The organism is Siminovitchia sp. FSL H7-0308, from assembly GCF_037980985.1.
Lineage (GTDB): Bacteria > Bacillota > Bacilli > Bacillales > Bacillaceae_C > Siminovitchia > Siminovitchia thermophila.
Genome location: NZ_CP150282.1, coordinates 4218709 through 4232914 on the forward strand (window position 1 = coordinate 4218709; position 14206 = coordinate 4232914).

General features: G+C 43.6%; 15 protein-coding genes. All 15 read right to left on the minus strand.

The window, feature by feature from the left end; genetic code table 11:
• Window positions 1-33 precede the first annotated feature (33 nt).
• Window positions 34-3555, minus strand: coding sequence for a transcription-repair coupling factor (gene mfd, locus MHB50_RS19755; protein ID WP_077111861.1), 3522 nt, complete (start codon window positions 3553-3555; stop codon window positions 34-36).
• A gap of 55 nt (window positions 3556-3610) precedes the next feature.
• Window positions 3611-3841 (minus strand): anti-sigma-F factor Fin family protein, encoded by a 231-nt coding sequence (locus tag MHB50_RS19760; protein ID WP_077111862.1) that lies wholly within the window; start codon window positions 3839-3841, stop codon window positions 3611-3613.
• 62 nt (window positions 3842-3903) lie between these two features.
• Entirely contained in the window at window positions 3904-4470 is a 567-nt protein-coding gene (pth, locus tag MHB50_RS19765) for an aminoacyl-tRNA hydrolase (protein WP_077111863.1), read from the minus strand.
• A 91-nt stretch (window positions 4471-4561) separates the two neighbouring features.
• A complete protein-coding gene (locus MHB50_RS19770; protein WP_340084610.1) occupies window positions 4562-5194 on the minus strand; it encodes a 50S ribosomal protein L25/general stress protein Ctc in 633 nt (210 codons plus the stop codon).
• Between the two features lie 101 nt (window positions 5195-5295).
• The gene (locus MHB50_RS19775) at window positions 5296-6255 is read right to left on the minus strand and encodes a ribose-phosphate diphosphokinase (RefSeq protein WP_077111865.1); all 960 of its coding nucleotides are present in this window, start codon (window positions 6253-6255) and stop codon (window positions 5296-5298) included.
• A gap of 12 nt (window positions 6256-6267) precedes the next feature.
• On the minus strand, window positions 6268-7641 hold the full coding sequence (gene glmU, locus MHB50_RS19780) for a bifunctional UDP-N-acetylglucosamine diphosphorylase/glucosamine-1-phosphate N-acetyltransferase GlmU (RefSeq protein WP_339160588.1): 1374 nt from the start codon (window positions 7639-7641) through the stop codon (window positions 6268-6270).
• 342 nt (window positions 7642-7983) lie between these two features.
• The gene (gene spoVG, locus MHB50_RS19785; protein ID WP_077111867.1) at window positions 7984-8277 is read right to left on the minus strand and encodes a septation regulator SpoVG; all 294 of its coding nucleotides are present in this window, start codon (window positions 8275-8277) and stop codon (window positions 7984-7986) included.
• 181 nt (window positions 8278-8458) lie between these two features.
• Complete coding sequence (locus tag MHB50_RS19790) at window positions 8459-8833, minus strand: RidA family protein (RefSeq protein ID WP_077111868.1); 375 nt, start codon at window positions 8831-8833, stop codon at window positions 8459-8461.
• Between the two features lie 14 nt (window positions 8834-8847).
• Window positions 8848-9681, minus strand: a complete 834-nt coding sequence (purR, locus tag MHB50_RS19795; protein ID WP_339160590.1) for a pur operon repressor — start codon at window positions 9679-9681, stop codon at window positions 8848-8850.
• A 78-nt stretch (window positions 9682-9759) separates the two neighbouring features.
• Window positions 9760-10617: a 4-(cytidine 5'-diphospho)-2-C-methyl-D-erythritol kinase gene (gene ispE, locus MHB50_RS19800; protein WP_077111870.1), complete on the minus strand. Its 858-nt coding sequence runs from the start codon at window positions 10615-10617 to the stop codon at window positions 9760-9762.
• A gap of 236 nt (window positions 10618-10853) precedes the next feature.
• On the minus strand, window positions 10854-11036 hold the full coding sequence (locus MHB50_RS19805) for a small, acid-soluble spore protein, alpha/beta type (RefSeq protein WP_077111871.1): 183 nt from the start codon (window positions 11034-11036) through the stop codon (window positions 10854-10856).
• A 211-nt stretch (window positions 11037-11247) separates the two neighbouring features.
• Window positions 11248-11517: a Veg family protein gene (locus tag MHB50_RS19810; protein WP_077111872.1), complete on the minus strand. Its 270-nt coding sequence runs from the start codon at window positions 11515-11517 to the stop codon at window positions 11248-11250.
• A 261-nt stretch (window positions 11518-11778) separates the two neighbouring features.
• Window positions 11779-12669: a sporulation peptidase YabG gene (yabG, locus tag MHB50_RS19815; RefSeq protein WP_171973903.1), complete on the minus strand. Its 891-nt coding sequence runs from the start codon at window positions 12667-12669 to the stop codon at window positions 11779-11781.
• A gap of 62 nt (window positions 12670-12731) precedes the next feature.
• Window positions 12732-13625 (minus strand): 16S rRNA (adenine(1518)-N(6)/adenine(1519)-N(6))-dimethyltransferase RsmA, encoded by an 894-nt coding sequence (rsmA, locus tag MHB50_RS19820; protein WP_339160592.1) that lies wholly within the window; start codon window positions 13623-13625, stop codon window positions 12732-12734.
• The gene (gene rnmV / locus MHB50_RS19825) at window positions 13622-14179 is read right to left on the minus strand and encodes a ribonuclease M5 (RefSeq protein ID WP_339160593.1); all 558 of its coding nucleotides are present in this window, start codon (window positions 14177-14179) and stop codon (window positions 13622-13624) included. The genes rsmA and rnmV overlap by 4 nt, the downstream gene beginning before the upstream one ends.
• Between the last annotated feature and the right edge of the window lie 27 nt (window positions 14180-14206).

Here is a 14206-nt window from a genome sequence, read left to right on the forward strand (position 1 = left end):
CATAAAATCTTGATCGGCTGGAGAGCGCTTTTATTATGGCTGGGGAACTTTTTTGGCCTCTCCCAGTTCTTTAATCATTTCAAGCGCGATGGCAAACCACTCGTCCGTTTTCATCCGGCTCGTTTGAATCGTGATTTTCAGACGGGTTCCTTCCATGCCAAGACCCACGTTCCTTCCATGTTTGGTTGTTGCCTGGAGAACGCGCCTGCCTTCCATTTCACTTGTTCCTTCTTCCGAAAAATAAATGGAGACTTCTGTTTTAGATTGTTTTATGGCTTCCAATTTGATTTTTCGTGCATACACTTTCATTTCCGCAACTTTAAACAAGTATTCTACCTGATTGGGGTAGTCGCCGAAGCGGTCTATCATTTCTTCGCGCAGCTCTTCAAGCTCTTCCATTGTCTCAATGTTTCTAAAGCGCTTATACATCTCAATTTTTTGCTGTCCATCGGCAATATATGCATCCGGAATATAGGCATCCAATTCAAGTTCCACTTCAAACGGCGGCGGAACATTTTCGAGTAATGTCCCTTTACGCTCTTCAATTGCTTCTTTCAGCATTTGCGAATACAGATCAAAGCCGACAGAGTCAATAAAGCCATGCTGCTGGGCCCCCAGAAGATTTCCCGCTCCCCGGATAGACAAATCTCTCATGGCAATTTTAAAGCCTGATCCGAGCTCAGTAAATTCCTTAATGGCCTGCAGTCTTTTCTCCGCTACCTCTGTGAGGACTTTATCTTTTCGATACGTAAAATAGGCATACGCCACCCGGTTTGAACGGCCAACGCGCCCCCTCAACTGATACAACTGAGACAACCCCATTCGATCAGCATCGTAAACAATTAATGTATTGACACTCGGGATATCGACGCCCGTCTCAATGATCGTTGTCGTCACCAGCACATCAAACTCACCATCAAGAAAGCTCAATATGACGGCCTCAAGCTCCGTTTCCGCCATTTGCCCATGCGCGTAGGCAACACGCGCATCAGGGACAAGCATCGAAATTTCCTCCGCTTTCCTTTCAATATCTTCCACCCGATTGTAAAGATAATAAACTTGTCCCCCGCGTGCCAGTTCCCGTTCAATCGCTTCTTTCACAAAAACACCATTATATTCCATCACATACGTTTGAACCGGAAAACGGTTTTCCGGCGGCGTTTCAATGACAGACAAATCACGAACCCCAAGCATCGACATATGCAATGTCCGCGGAATGGGTGTCGCGGTTAACGTTAATACATCCACGTTTGTTTTTAACTGTTTTATTTTTTCTTTATGTGTTACACCAAAACGCTGTTCTTCATCTACAATGAGAAGGCCAAGGTCCGCAAATTGCACATCTTTTGACAAAAGTCTGTGAGTGCCGATCACAAGGTCGATCGTGCCGTTTTTTAATCCTTTGACCGTTTCGGACAATTGTTTCTTCGTGCGAAAACGACTCATAATGCTAATATTAATCGGATAGCCATTAAATCGTTCCTTAATCGTCTCATAGTGCTGTTGAGCCAAGATCGTTGTCGGAACAAGAAATGCTACTTGCTTGCCGTCCATGATAGCTTTGAAAGCAGCACGAATGGCAACTTCCGTTTTCCCGTAACCGACATCACCACATAATAAGCGATCCATTGGTCGTTCCCGCTCCATGTCGCGTTTAATTTCAGCAATGGAACGAAGTTGGTCTTCAGTCTCCTGATATGGAAAAGACATCTCAAACTCACGCTGCATATCGCTGTCGGGAGAAAACGCATACCCTTTCGTCGCTTCACGCTCTGCGTATAACTTGATTAAATCGTCCGCAATATCCTTGACAGAAGACTCTACTTTTTTCTTGACCCGCTTCCATTCACTGCCGCCGAGCTTGTACATTTTCGGATCTTTGCCCTCGGCTCCGACATATTTTTGCACAAGATCGATTTGATCAACCGGAACGTATAATTTGTCATTGCCTTTATACGTAATGTGCAAGTAATCTTTATGCACCCCGTTGATCATCAATGTTTCAATTCCCAAGTATTTACCGATCCCGTGATTTACGTGAACAACATAATCACCGGGACTCAGCTCAGAATAGCTTTTAATCCGCTCGGCATTGGAAAGTTTTTGCCTGCGCCGTGCCTTCCGTGTCTTTTTATTGAATATTTCTTCTTCTGTCACAACAACCAGTTTCAGGGCCGGAAGTTCAAAACCCGTATTCAGCGAACCCTCAATGATCTGAATCCCGGAGAAGCTTTCTGAATCACCAGCGATTCGAGCTTCTATTCCATAATCCCGCAATACCGACTCCAATTTTACACTGCGTTCCTGATCTGGTGCTAAAAACAGCACTTTCATATTGTTTTTTCGCCATCGTTCCACTTCAGACGCAAGCAAATGCATCTGTCCATGAAAGTTTTGCATGAGCTTACACGAAACATTTGCAATGTTTTGAGGATTTGTATTTGGGATATGCCGCAAAAACAAGGACAAATAAACACGTGGAAGATTGGATTCCGCCAGTAATTTGTTGAACGAATGAGCAATGGCAATATCATGGGGAATCTCCCCGTGTTCAAGAAGCGTCATAAACCATTCAGCCTCTTCTTTTTCAAGGCGTTCATTCATTTCCTGGATTCGGCTTAGTTCATCAAACACAATGAGTCCATTATAAGAAACATAGTCTAATAAACTTGTACCCGGTTTATAGGCAAACTGGAGGTATTTGAAAAATTGTTCAGGTTTTTGTCCATTTCGGAGCAACTCAATATCAGCCTTCACATTTTGAACGAGCAGTTCTTTTACCGCATCCTTTTTTATTTTCTTTAAAGAGGCGGATAAATGTTCTTCCAAACTGTCCGCAGCATCGAGCAAATGTTTCGATTCGACGGGAGACTCGGTTGCAGGACCGATCGTCACTTCTGATAACTTTTCTTTTGAGCGCTGGTCATCAACTGAGAAGGTCCGGATGGAATCTATTTCTATATCAAACAATTCGATACGAATCGGGTCAATTTCCGTTAATGGATAAATGTCCAATATTCCGCCGCGCAGACTGAATTCCCCGGGGGCGCTTACCATATCAGTCCGGTTATATCCCATTTGGATCAACCGTTCTAAAGTGTCCTCCAAATGTAATTCAGATCCTACTTTCAAATTAATCTGGTATCTTTTCCATAAACTTGGCGGAGGAAGCACTTTTCTCAATCCTGCCATTGGAACGACAAAAACACCCTGTCGTCCAGACACCATGTGATTCAGCGTCTCGATTCGTTGAGCCTTCAGCTCCGGACTGGCAATTCCCATCTCGGAAGCGATCAGCTCATTCGCAGGGTAGAGAAACAATTGGTTTTCATCAATTATTTGTAAAAGGTCTTCGTGAAGCTTTTGCGCCTGCAACAAATTATGGGTGACAATGACGACGGACTTGTTTGTATGTTCCGCCATCGCGGCCGTAAAGAGCGCCCTTACTGAGCCTGATAAACCAGCAACAAGCTGTTCGCGCAATCCTTCCCTTATTCCTGTAATGACAGATTGCAGTTCGCTCTGCTGTAATATTATATCTCGTAGACCATGCATGTCTTTCTCCTCTTTTCAAGAAATGGGGGTAGAAATCTGCCCCTCACCGTACAAACTAATGGATCAGATAATCATATTGGTGCAATTCGGGGTTTCGGGACAGTGCCTCATGGCAGTCCTCACAAATTGCTTTAATATGAATATTCCCATCCGATTCATATATTACCATTTCTTGCCTTTCTTCTTCTGTTAATTTATGCAATCCCAGCTCCTCGGAGTGCACAGAAACATCTTCTATTGTACCTAATTGTGCCGAACAGTGGCGGCAAAAATAAGAAATCAGCATAACACTCTCTCCTCGGCTTTGTAAATACACTTTATAGTATAAACGCCGAGGCCCGTACTTATTCATCCATTGGAATTAAAACGATTCATCACTTCCAAAAATGGTTTTTTCAACCATTCTTCGCAAGCATCAGCACACGTTTGGATGACGGATTGCATTGTGCCCCATTCCTCTTCCGTGAATTTTCCCAGTACATAATCCGGAACGGACATTCCGGAAGGCGGACGGTCAATTCCAATCCGAATCCGATTAAATTCATTTGTTCCAAGATGTTGAATCGTTGATTTCATCCCGTTATGTCCACCAGCAGAACCTTTTTGGCGAAGTCGGATTTTTCCCACTGGCAAATCCAAGTCATCATAGATGACGAGGAGATTTTCAGTCGGAATCCGATAGTAATCCATTATGGGCCGTATACATTCGCCTGAAAGGTTCATATAGGTAAGCGGCTTAACCAATAAGGTCTTTTCACCGTCATGATGTATTGTTCCGTACAAGCCGTTAAATTTTGATGACTGTAAGCTGATGTCAAGTCTTTCGGTCAGTTCATCAATCACTTCAAATCCGACATTATGTCTTGTTTTTTCATATCGAGAACCGGGATTTCCCAAGCCGACAATTATTTTCACTGCCTACCCCCCAATCGCACTTTTCCCAATCCTGCTGAACAAGCGGGGAAAAAGCGCAACCTTGTTGGCTGCGCCTATATTGAATCTATTTTTACTCTTCCGATTCAGTTGTTGCATTCCCTTCATCCGTTCCCGAAACCTCAGCAGCTTCACCTGCTTCTTCCGTTTCTTCTTCCGTTCTTGGTGTCAGTATTGTTGCAATTGCTTCGTCATCCCCATGATTGATTGTAATCGAGTACTTTCCGCGAATTTCGCCGATAGAAATTGTTTCTCCTATACCTAGATGAGATATATCAACCTTGATTGCTTCCGGAATTTCATCCGGTTTTGCCGTAACATTTATCTCGTGCATGATTTGCTGGAGAACGCCTCCGTCCTTGAGGCCTTCCGCATCTTCCGACAATTCTACACGGACGCTCGCTTCAATCTCCTGTGACATATCAACAGACAAAAAGTCGGCATGGATCACTTCTTTCCTGATCGGATCCTCTTGGTATTCATGCAGAATCACATTGAGTTTTTTACCTTCCAAATCAAGATCGATTACTCCGTTCCGGCCAACTTCGCGCATCGTTTTCATGAAATCGCCCATGTTGATTGCGATTGGCGTATTATCAATTCTGTAACCATACACAACAGCCGGAATGCCTCCCTGCTCGCGCAACTCCCTTACCTGTGAGCGGCGTTCGCTTGTCCTTTCTTTTGCCTTCAATACGTTAACCATAAACACCTTCTCCTGTAATAAGTAATAATGAAATAATCACTATCCTTATCTATACCTTATCATACAATAACTTAAACCTCTATTTTTGTATTTTTTCACGATCAATCAAACAAAGTGCTTACTGACTTGTTTTCATTAACGCGGATAATGGCCTCGGCAATCAAAGATGCGACGGAAAGCTCTTTGATTTTGTCGATTTTCTTTTCTTCGGGAAGGGGGATCGTGTTTGTTACGACAAGCTCTTTCAGACTGGAATTTTGAATCCGCTCAATGGCAGGTCCGGATAAAACAGGATGCGTACAGCAAGCGTACACTTCTTTGGCTCCTGCTTCCATCAATGCATTTACAGCCAGCGTAATCGTTCCGGCAGTATCAATGATATCATCAATCAAAATCGCCGTTTTTCCTTCCACGTTTCCAACGATATTCATCACTTCTGCCACATTTGGACGAGGGCGGCGTTTATCGATGATAGCGATCGGTGCTTTCAAGCGGTCAGCCAATCTTCGCGCCCGCGTTACGCCTCCATGGTCCGGCGACACGATCACAAGCCCGTCCTCCACTAACTGCTTGCTTTTAAAATAGTCCGCTAAAATCGGAACACCCATTAAATGGTCAATCGGAATATCGAAAAAGCCTTGAATTTGCGGAGCATGAAGGTCTAGTGTAATCACTCTTGTCGCGCCTGCCGTTTCGATCAGGTTGGCGACAAGCTTTGCCGTGATTGGTTCCCGGGCTCGCGCCTTCCGATCTTGGCGTGCATATCCATAATAAGGCATGACAAGATTGATGTTCTTGGCCGAAGCACGCTTTAACGCATCAGTCATGATTAACAATTCCATTAAGTGCTTGTTGACCGGATCGCTCGTTGACTGGATCACATATACATCACAGCCGCGGATGCTTTCCTCAATATTGATTGAAATTTCACCATCGCTGAACTGACTGACCGTACATTTGCCAAGCTCCACTCCGATCGTTTTGGCGATTTCTTCCGAAAGGACACGGTTTGCGTTCAATGAAAAAATTTTTAAAGACGAGTCAAGATATTCGTTAGACATGGGGAGCCTCCATTACTTTTTTAAATTTAACTTTTTAGTATAATTTTCTTTATTGACTTGCCGGGCCCGTGCAATCGCCAAAGCATCTTGTGGAACATCATCCGTAATCGTAGAACCGGCGGCAATATAGGAGCCTTTCTTAATCGTTACCGGGGCTACAAGGTTTGAATTGCATCCGACAAACACGCCGTCCTCGATCTTCGTGAGGTATTTGTTTTTCCCGTCATAATTGACTGTGATGGAACCACAACCGATGTTGACGTCTTTGCCCACTTCTGCATCCCCGATATAACTTAAATGCGATGCTTTGCTGCCTTTTCCGAATATCGATTTTTTTATTTCTACGAAATTACCTATTTTTACATCGTCATGGATAGTGGATTCAGGCCGGATATGTGCAAATGGACCAATATTTACGTTTGCCCCAACCGCACTATCGAATACAGCAGACTGGCAGATGGTCGTATTGTGAGATATTTCACAATTGTTGATTTCAGTATTCGGGCCGATCTCGCAGTTTTCCCCTATCACCGTTTTTCCACAAATGCTTGTTCCTGGAAAAATAATTGTATCCTGGCCGATGAGTACATCTTTATCAATATAAGTATTAGCCGGGTCAATCAATGTAACTCCGTTTCGCATATGGGCCTCATTGATACGCTTTCTCATAATGCGCTCTGCTTCTGAAAGAGCCACACGATCATTCACCCCAAGAGTTTCTTCGAAATCCTCCGTTTGAAAAGCAGTAATCAATTCCTTTTTAGACTTTAATATCTCAATGACATCGGGAAGATAATATTCACCTTGAGAATTGTCATTGGAAACATTTTCAAGCGCCTCAAATAAAGCTTCATTGTCGAAGCAGTATGTTCCTGTATTAATCTCATGAATGCGAAGCTCTTCTTCATTCGCATCTTTATGTTCGACAATCCGTTCGACAGCGCCTTCCGCATTGCGGATTATGCGTCCGTAACCATGCGGGTTTTCCGCAAAAGCCGTCAAAACAGTGGCTTTGGCGCCTGTTTCTTCATGCTGCTTAATCAATGCTGACATCGTTTCGGACTTAATGAGCGGAGTATCGCCGCAAATGACAAGGGTCGTTCCTTTTTTATCCCCCAAAGCATCTTTTGCCTGCATAACTGCATGGGCTGTGCCAAGTTGCTCCTCCTGAATGACGAATCGGCTTTTTCCACCCAAGTGTTGCCTGACCATATCCGCTCCAAATCCTACGACTGTAACAGTCTCGTTAACTTGAAGCTCGGATATATTGTCAACGACATGTTCAACCATTGGTTTTCCACAAACTGGATGGAGTACCTTATAAAGCTTGGATTTCATCCTTGTCCCTTGCCCCGCAGCCAATATTACCGCGAATCTATTTGACATAAACGGTCCTCCAATTATTTTTTTCCATAATGAATATAGCCTAAAAAGAGGTTTTTTTCAAGAAAATAAGAAATGCGGAGGTGCCCGGATATGTCCCGACAAGCATAAAAACACTCTCATGGAGGGAGTTCTTCGGACAAGCGGCTGCTCAATCAAACGTGATCAGCATATAGAATAAGCCCCATGTCGGATTCCCATAAAATTCCACCATTTTCTTGCCATGTATGCTTCAAAAAATGTTCACAAGAACGCCAGGGGAAAAAAGGATAGAACCGAAAAGAGAAAACATGAAAAAGAGCCTTACTATTCAGTAGGCTCTCGATGTAATAATGAGTTATATGGTTAGGAAGCGCCAGCTTCTTCTAATTCCGGCTCCTCGATGTCACCTAGACGGTGGTATTCTGCCAAAACCACTTCCTGAATTTTATTTCTGGTGTTTGAATTAATTGGATGAGCAATATCCCGAAATTCCCCATCTGGTGTTCTTTTACTTGGCATGGCTACGAACAGCCCATTGTTTCCGTCAATGACACGTATATCGTGAACAACAAATTCATCGTCAAGGGTTATTGAGGCGATTGCTCTCATTCTTCCCTCGGTGTTGACTCGCCGCAGCCTCACATCAGTCACTTCCATTGTTTGTTCACCACCTTCTCGCTCTAATTAGGTACCATAATGTAGTTATTCAACGTAACTTGCTATTCTCCTTCTAAAATTGATAACTTTTTTGAATTTTTTAATATATGAGCGATTTATTTTTATGAAGGTGAAAACGACAACCCTGAAGGGCTTAAGAAATCAAACGGCGGCCCTCATTTTATTTTACAAGTGCAATGACTTCTATTTCCAATAGGACGTCTTTTGGCAGGCGGGCAACCTCCACACATGAACGGGCCGGCTTGTGATTGGAAAAATATTGGGCATAAATATCATTGATCGTTGCGAAGTCGTCCATGTTTTTGATAAATACAGTCGTTTTTACGACAGTATCAAATGATGCTCCTGCCGCTTCTAATACTCCCTGCAAATTGCGGAACACCTGATGGGTTTGCTCCACGACACCGCCCTCAACAAGTTCCCCCTGCGGCGTGAGCGCAATTTGTCCCGAGCTGTAAAACATATTGTTTACCACGATGCCTTGAGAATAGGGGCCAATCGCAGCAGGTGCCTGATTCGTTGAAATCGTACGCATCTTCGTTCTCTCCCTCATAGAAAGTTTATTTTTTTGGAAAAATAGTTCCCTGTCACCACATTGATCTTTTTTTCTTTCATATTGACATCAGTCAATTTTACTAAAGAAATATAATCATCAACAAGCCTTTCCTCAACATGTTCGGATTCAACCAATACGGCGATCCCCGCAACAGACGCATTAAATTCCTCGAGCAAATTGATCATCCCGTTTACCGTTCCGCCGGCCTTCATAAAATCATCGACAATCAGCACGCGCGCGCCTTCCTTCAAGCTGCGCTTTGAAAGAACCATTGTTTGAATCCGTTTTGAAGAGCCGGAAACATAATTGATCGTCACGGTCGGTCCTTCGGTGACTTTCGGGTCACGTCTGACAATAACAAAAGGGGCATTCAATTGATTCGCTACAGCCTGTGCGATCGGAATGCCTTTTGTGGAAACAGTCATGATAACATCAATTTCCCGGTCTGCCACTGCGGCTGCGAGCAGCTTTCCTACTTCATTCATCATTTTTGGATTTCCCAGCAAATCGGTCATAAATAAATATTCGCCGGGTAAAAGGCGTTCTGGGTCTGCAATTAGTGAACAAAGCTTGTTGATAATCGCTTCTGCCTGATCCTCTTTCACCATTGGGTAAAATTTTACTCCGCCTGCGGCGCCGGGGATGGTTTGCAAAACGCCAATGCCCTGGTGTTTAAAAATGTCATTAATGATGACAAGATCTTCGCTGATGGATGATTTTGCAGATTGATAACGCTCGGCAAACCAAGTCAAAGAAACGAGTTCGCGAGGATGATTCATTAAGTAATGCGTCATATCAACAAGCCGCTCGCTACGGCGAAATTTCATTCTGTAACCTCCAGTAATATGTATAAGCGAATATTTTAATGCAAATATACACAATTGTACGTATTTAGGCAAGAATTGTTATGAACGGCCCAGCATCCTGACTGCAAAGACTTGATGACAGAAACCTCGCAATCCGTTATAAATTCGGTGTAGTCTTGACTCACGCCTTACGAGGCCAAAAACGGTAGGCCCGCTTCCACTCATCAGCACGGAATCTGCCCCAAATCGTTCCATCTGCTTTTTAATGTGCAATACCTCGGGATACTTGGAAAACGTGACACCCTCCAGAGCATTGCCCATATGCTGGCACACACCTTCATAATCCTTTTGCATAATGGCTTGGATCATCCCTTCCGTATCCGGGTGCTGAATACGGCTCATATCCAGATTGCCATATATTTCGGAAGTGGAAACCCCGATAGATGGCTTGGCCAAAATTACCCAGCAAGATGGAGGCGGCGGAAGCTTTGTAATTTTTTCGCCCCTGCCACGAGCCAATGCCGTGCCTCCGTGAACACAAAACGCCACATCCGAACCAATCTCCGAGCCAAGAGCAGCCAGTTCTTCCACCGAAAGACCGATCTGCCATAATTCGTTCAGACCTTTTAATGTGGCTGCTGCATCACTGCTTCCCCCTGCGAGTCCAGCCGCTACCGGAATCACCTTATTGATCGATATTTCAACGCCTTGGCGGATACTAAAGCGCTCTTTCAACAACTTGGCTGCCTGATAAGCCAAATTCCGTTCATCTCCTGGAACATATCGGCTATGGGAAAGAATCGCTATTTTGTCTTCCTTCACTTCGTTTAGTTCCAAGCGATCCGCCAGATCAATGGTTGTCATGACCATTTCTACTTCATGGTAACCATCGCTTCTTTTACCGAGCACATCTAAAGTCAAGTTGATTTTTGCCGGCGCCTTGATTAAAAGTTTCAAACTGCTTCACCTACTTCGCATTCTGACTGCAACAGACAGGAGCCTGATGTATTTGGCGCCTTTGTTCGTCTTTGGCATATTACCGTATTTTTTCCATTTTACCATGATCTTTTCTGAAAAACCATTCGATCCATCACCCTTGATAAGCCGACCATTCAGCTAAGAAAAGCCGAAGCAAATGCTCCGGCTTTTTTCGCGGGTAGTTTATTTACTTCAGGCTAGAAACACATCATTCTTCACGATTGCCTTGATTGGCCGAGTTGCCGTTCAGCCATTTCAATGGCTCTTTTCACCATGTTTCCCGCATCGCGGGCTTTAATTCCGCCCCAACCTTCCTTCTGGACGACATCGTAAAATCCCAACTCTTTCGCCAATTCTTCTTTCAATTGATCCGACATGACTCCTCTTCTCCGTCCCAAAGCGAATTCCCCCTTCGCCACCCGCCTTTATATTTTGATACAAACGTGAACGATTATAACTGCCAATGTTTGCTGAACCGAAGGCAAGCCTATTGGTTAAATTACCAGAAAAAACTGAAAAATTATCGCGTTTTCCGAGAAAAGCTGTTTTAAGAAAAAACAAAAAGCCTGTAAAGAAAAACACCCGCTTTCTCTACAAGCTGAGACTGCATTACTGTTGTCCTATTGCTATATTACCTGTCGTTTCATCATAAAAAGTAAGTTCAACCGTTTCTGTCAGAACGTCAGCATAGCTGTAAGATACACGTTCAAATGCATTTTCGTCCTGATCCAGTTCAACAACGAAAACCGATGGATAAGTTTCTGCCAATACTCCGGAACGTTCGATTGTTTTTCTTCGGCCTCCATTGGCTTTTAACATCAATCTTTTGCCCAAATTAGAATCAAGGGCTTTCTTAATGCTCGCTAATGTTTTTGGCATTTTTTCGCTCCACCTCACTGTTTCCCATTATATCACGCCTGGTAAAAAAGGTCAAACAAATTTATTATTTTATCAATGAAAACCGGGTGTTGTCAATCAATTTTTTTCTACATTATGACCTATTTTACAACAACCTTAGTATTACACCACGATATAAATATATGTGCTGTGCAGCAAAAATTTTGTATAAGCAAAAAAAGCCTCTAAAATACAGGGGCCAACTTCCTTTATTGAAAATTGACCCGCTCACAAATGTATCGTTTATTCATCATCAACTGGCCTAAACGGCATGCCTGTACGGAGGACGCCTTTCGTTTCAAGGCCACCCAATCCTTTTTGACCTGTCAATGTATTCCGCAGGACATCCCACACGTTGATTCTCTCCATAAATGGCGTAAAGCTGATTTTGGTGACGATATAGACGGGATCTAGTGCATGGATGTTGACGCGTTGCGGCGAGCTGGCAAAATTGGCTCCAGCCAGAATTAAAGATTCAAAATGCGACTGGCAAGCACCGGCAAATATAACGAGCTGGTCAAGATTTGGATTTTTCCTCCGCGCGGCCCTGACAGCTTCTACAAAATATTTGGAATGCCGGTAAGCATTTAAATCCATTTTCTTTCCCTTGGCTCTTGAATAGGCATCATGGCCTGTAATGACAAGGATATGAGGGTGGTATTCATCGATGAGAATGGGAATTTTTCTATACATCTCTTTTTCATCACAATGAACTCCTCTGACAGATACCCCAAATTTTTTGTATAAGTCCAGACACCTGTTCAAATAATTCGGGTCTCCATCCATATGAAGGACACGTCCGGGTATTTGAAAATAATTATACTCCCTCTTATAGCCGTCCGTAGCCGTATATTCCTGCTTAGACCTAATCAGCTCCAAATCCTGTCGAAAAAGCTTCAACGACTGTTCCTCCAGTAAACGGACTGCCGATGATCTTGTCAGCCTTTCTTCTTCGGAAAATGGGACAAGATCTTCAATCGGCGCATCTGCCACCAGCCGATAATCCTCTCCATAGAGAACAGCTGTTGTTTGACCGTCAATCTCCATGATGTCAATGACCCGAAATAAAAGATCACATTGATAGGATAAGCGGCCGACAATCGTATTAATTGATATCACGGTCGTCAACTCCATAAACAGCGCAAATTAAATTCCTTTGCCATAGGCTATGCGCCCTTCCTGTTCAATGTGTCTGTTTATTGTTCTCCTTCGCCAAACTCTTCAAAGAGCGCGTCACTTAATACTCCAAACTCTTCGACAGACAGCGTTTCACCACGCCTTCCAGGATCGATTCCGGCCGCTGTAAGTGCCGCCAATATCTCCGCTTTTTTTGATTTTCCTCCCGGCAAACCGCCAGCCAAATTATTCATAATGGTTTTTCGCCTTTGTAAAAAACCCATTTTCACAACTTGGAAAAAGAATGATTCATTTTTAACCTCAACAGCCGGTTTTTCCCGCAATATCATTTTGACAACGGCCGATTCCACATTCGGTTGGGGCATAAACACCGATTTAGGCACGATCATCGCTGTTTCCGCCAACGTATAGTATTGTATCATGATGGAAAGTGAGCCATATTCTTTTGTGCCAGGGCGCGCAGAAATGCGGTCAGCGACTTCCTTTTGCAACATGACGACTATCCCGCGGATCGGCAAGTTTTCTTCAAGCAGCTTAAAAATGATTGGCGTTGTGACGTAATACGGCAAATTAGCAACAACCATTATTTCTGTTGACTCTGTAAATTTTGTCTGGATCATTTGTTGAATATCCGCTTTTAAAATATCTTCATGAATAATATGGACATTGTCATAAGGGGAAAGCGTGTCTTCCAAGATAGGAAAAAGCCGTTGATCGATTTCATAAGCAACGACTTTTTGGGCACTTTTCGCCAGTTGTTCCGTCAAAGCGCCGATTCCCGGACCAATCTCTATCACCCCTGTATCTTTCGTCAAACCCGCATGTTCAACAATCTTCCTTAAAATATTCGCATCAATCAAGAAGTTTTGCCCCAAACTTTTTTTAAAGGAAAACCCATATTTCCGCAAAATTTCTCTCGTCCTTATTGGGGTGGCAATATCTTTCTGCGTCATTGGCCTTCCTCCTGTCGCACCTTTTCCAGGGCTTTTAAAAAATCTTTACGGGACACTTGAAACATCATTAATCGTTTATGAAGCTGCTTACCGTTCGTGTAACCAATTTTAAGCAACTGACCAAGTTGCGCCCGCCGCCTTGCGGCATGCATTCCACCGATGAGCCCCGCATCGAGCAACTCTTTTTTTGTAATAACCTCCTTAACTTCTTCTGTCAGCGTGTGCGTTGCTTTTATGGCAAGGCAAATTGCTTCAGGAGAGGCATGCTCCACACCGACACCTTTCCCGCCTTTTCCCATTGCTTCTTCCTTATCGATAAAAGCATGCTTGCAGCCAGGCACATTGTCACTGACTGTTTTACGGATTTTTTCTCCCGGAAAATCAGGGTCCGTTAATATGATTACGCCCCTTTTCCGCTGGGCATGCCTGATTTTTTCAATCGTTTCCTTGGATACGGCAGAACCATTCGTTTCAATCGTATCGGCATCAAGCGCCCGTCTGATTGCCTTTGTATCATCTTTTCCTTCCACAACGATAATTTCTTTTATTTTCATTTTTCCTCCATATAGTGAATCGCCAAA

What these genes read in the sequence shown, in the direction of transcription:
- MHB50_RS19790 (WP_077111868.1), bottom strand. Translation starts at nt 8,833, where the DNA reads ATGCGTACGATTTCAACGAATCAGGCACCTGCTGCGATTGGCCCCTAT.
- MHB50_RS19770 (WP_340084610.1), bottom strand. Translation starts at nt 5,194, where the DNA reads ATGGTTAACGTATTGAAGGCAAAAGAAAGGACAAGCGAACGCCGCTCA.
- rnmV (WP_339160593.1), bottom strand. Translation starts at nt 14,179, where the DNA reads ATGAAAATAAAAGAAATTATCGTTGTGGAAGGAAAAGATGATACAAAG.
- spoVG (WP_077111867.1), bottom strand. Translation starts at nt 8,277, where the DNA reads ATGGAAGTGACTGATGTGAGGCTGCGGCGAGTCAACACCGAGGGAAGA.
- MHB50_RS19775 (WP_077111865.1), bottom strand. Translation starts at nt 6,255, where the DNA reads ATGTCTAACGAATATCTTGACTCGTCTTTAAAAATTTTTTCATTGAAC.
- purR (WP_339160590.1), bottom strand. Translation starts at nt 9,681, where the DNA reads ATGAAATTTCGCCGTAGCGAGCGGCTTGTTGATATGACGCATTACTTA.
- rsmA (WP_339160592.1), bottom strand. Translation starts at nt 13,625, where the DNA reads ATGACGCAGAAAGATATTGCCACCCCAATAAGGACGAGAGAAATTTTG.
- MHB50_RS19760 (WP_077111862.1), bottom strand. Translation starts at nt 3,841, where the DNA reads ATGCTGATTTCTTATTTTTGCCGCCACTGTTCGGCACAATTAGGTACA.
- glmU (WP_339160588.1), bottom strand. Translation starts at nt 7,641, where the DNA reads ATGTCAAATAGATTCGCGGTAATATTGGCTGCGGGGCAAGGGACAAGG.
- mfd (WP_077111861.1), bottom strand. Translation starts at nt 3,555, where the DNA reads ATGCATGGTCTACGAGATATAATATTACAGCAGAGCGAACTGCAATCT.
- yabG (WP_171973903.1), bottom strand. Translation starts at nt 12,669, where the DNA reads ATGGAGTTGACGACCGTGATATCAATTAATACGATTGTCGGCCGCTTA.
- MHB50_RS19810 (WP_077111872.1), bottom strand. Translation starts at nt 11,517, where the DNA reads ATGCCAAAAACATTAGCGAGCATTAAGAAAGCCCTTGATTCTAATTTG.